Annotated in this window: 2 rRNA genes (1 of these 2 only partly in view); both read right to left on the bottom strand. The window is 58.5% G+C overall.

Annotated features, from left to right (window positions below):
• Positions 1-52: 52 nt before the first annotated feature.
• Positions 53-169 (bottom strand): 5S ribosomal RNA (gene rrf / locus GWJ10_RS19500).
• Positions 170-267: 98 nt separating this feature from the next.
• Positions 268-1673: ribosomal RNA gene (locus GWJ10_RS19660) — 23S ribosomal RNA — on the bottom strand (it continues 1900 nt past the right edge of the window).

Below are 1673 nucleotides of genomic sequence, written 5' to 3'. Positions count from 1 at the left end.
GCGGAAATGCCGAAGGCCCACCCCGTGTGGGGTGGGCCTTCGGTGAAGGGTTGTCCGGCGGCGTCCTACTCTCCCACCCCGTCTCCAGGGCAGTACCATCGGCGCTGAAGGGCTTAGCTTCCGGGTTCGGTATGGGACCGGGCGTTTCCCCTTCGCTGTGACCGCCGTAACTCTGTTGAACCGTGTCAACACCTGGGGCACCCCGTGGGGGGTGTGGTGTTGGTGGTTCGGGAACCGCACAGTGGACGCGTAGCACAAGAGTGTTTGGTGTTGAAGTTGTCGGCTGATTAGTACCGGTCAGCTGCACGGGTCTTTCGTCCCCGCTTCCACGTCCGGCCTATCGACCCAGTGTTCTGCTGGGTGCCTCTCACCCCGTAGGGTATGGAAACCTCATCTTGAAGCAGGCTTCCCGCTTAGATGCTTTCAGCGGTTATCCCTTCCGAACGTAGCCAACCAGCGGTGCTCCTGGCGGAACAACTGGCACACCAGAGGTTCGTCCGTCCCGGTCCTCTCGTACTAGGGACAGCCCTTCTCAAGTTTCCTGCGCGCGCAGCGGATAGGGACCGAACTGTCTCACGACGTTCTAAACCCAGCTCGCGTACCGCTTTAATGGGCGAACAGCCCAACCCTTGGGACCTACTCCAGCCCCAGGATGCGACGAGCCGACATCGAGGTGCCAAACCATGCCGTCGATATGGACTCTTGGGCAAGATCAGCCTGTTATCCCCGGGGTACCTTTTATCCGTTGAGCGACGGCGCTTCCACAAGCCACCGCCGGATCACTAGTTCCGACTTTCGTCCCTGCTCGACCTGTCAGTCTCACAGTCAAGCTCCCTTGTGCACTTGCACTCGACACCTGATTGCCAACCAGGCTGAGGGAACCTTTGAGCGCCTCCGTTACATTTTAGGAGGCAACCGCCCCAGTTAAACTACCCACCAGGCACTGTCCCTGGTCCGGATCACGGACCGAGGTTAGACATCCGAAGCGGCCAGAGTGGTATTTCAACGTTGACTCCACCCGCACTGGCGTACGGGCTTCACAGTCTCCCACCTATCCTACACAAGCCGCACCGAACACCAATACCAAGCTATAGTAAAGGTCCCGGGGTCTTTCCGTCCTGCTGCGCGTAACGAGCATCTTTACTCGTAGTGCAATTTCGCCGAGTTCGCGGTTGAGACAGCGGAGAAGTCGTTACGCCATTCGTGCAGGTCGGAACTTACCCGACAAGGAATTTCGCTACCTTAGGATGGTTATAGTTACCACCGCCGTTTACTGGGGCTTAAATTCTGAGCTTCACCCCGAAGGGTTGACCCGTCCTCTTAACCTTCCAGCACCGGGCAGGCGTCAGTCCGTATACATCGTCTTGCGACTTCGCACGGACCTGTGTTTTTAGTAAACAGTCGCTTCTCCCTGGTCTCTGCGGCCGTCCACGCTCCCACCGCGAGGGTGTTCACGCTTCGGGCCCCCCTTCTCCCGAAGTTACGGGGGCATTTTGCCGAGTTCCTTAACCACGATTCTCTCGATCGCCTTAGTATTCTCTACCTGACCACCTGAGTCGGTTTGGGGTACGGGCGGCTAGAACCTCGCGTCGAGGCTTTTCTTGGCAGCATAGGATCACCCAGTTCGCGCTTGTGCGCTCACCGTCAGCTCTCAGCCTTGATGTCGGGCGGAT

This window comes from Cellulosimicrobium sp. SL-1 (assembly GCF_011033075.1).
Lineage (GTDB): Bacteria > Actinomycetota > Actinomycetes > Actinomycetales > Cellulomonadaceae > Cellulosimicrobium > Cellulosimicrobium funkei.
The sequence above is the reverse complement of the archived record's forward strand: the minus strand, read 5'-3'. Positions and strand labels throughout refer to the sequence as shown.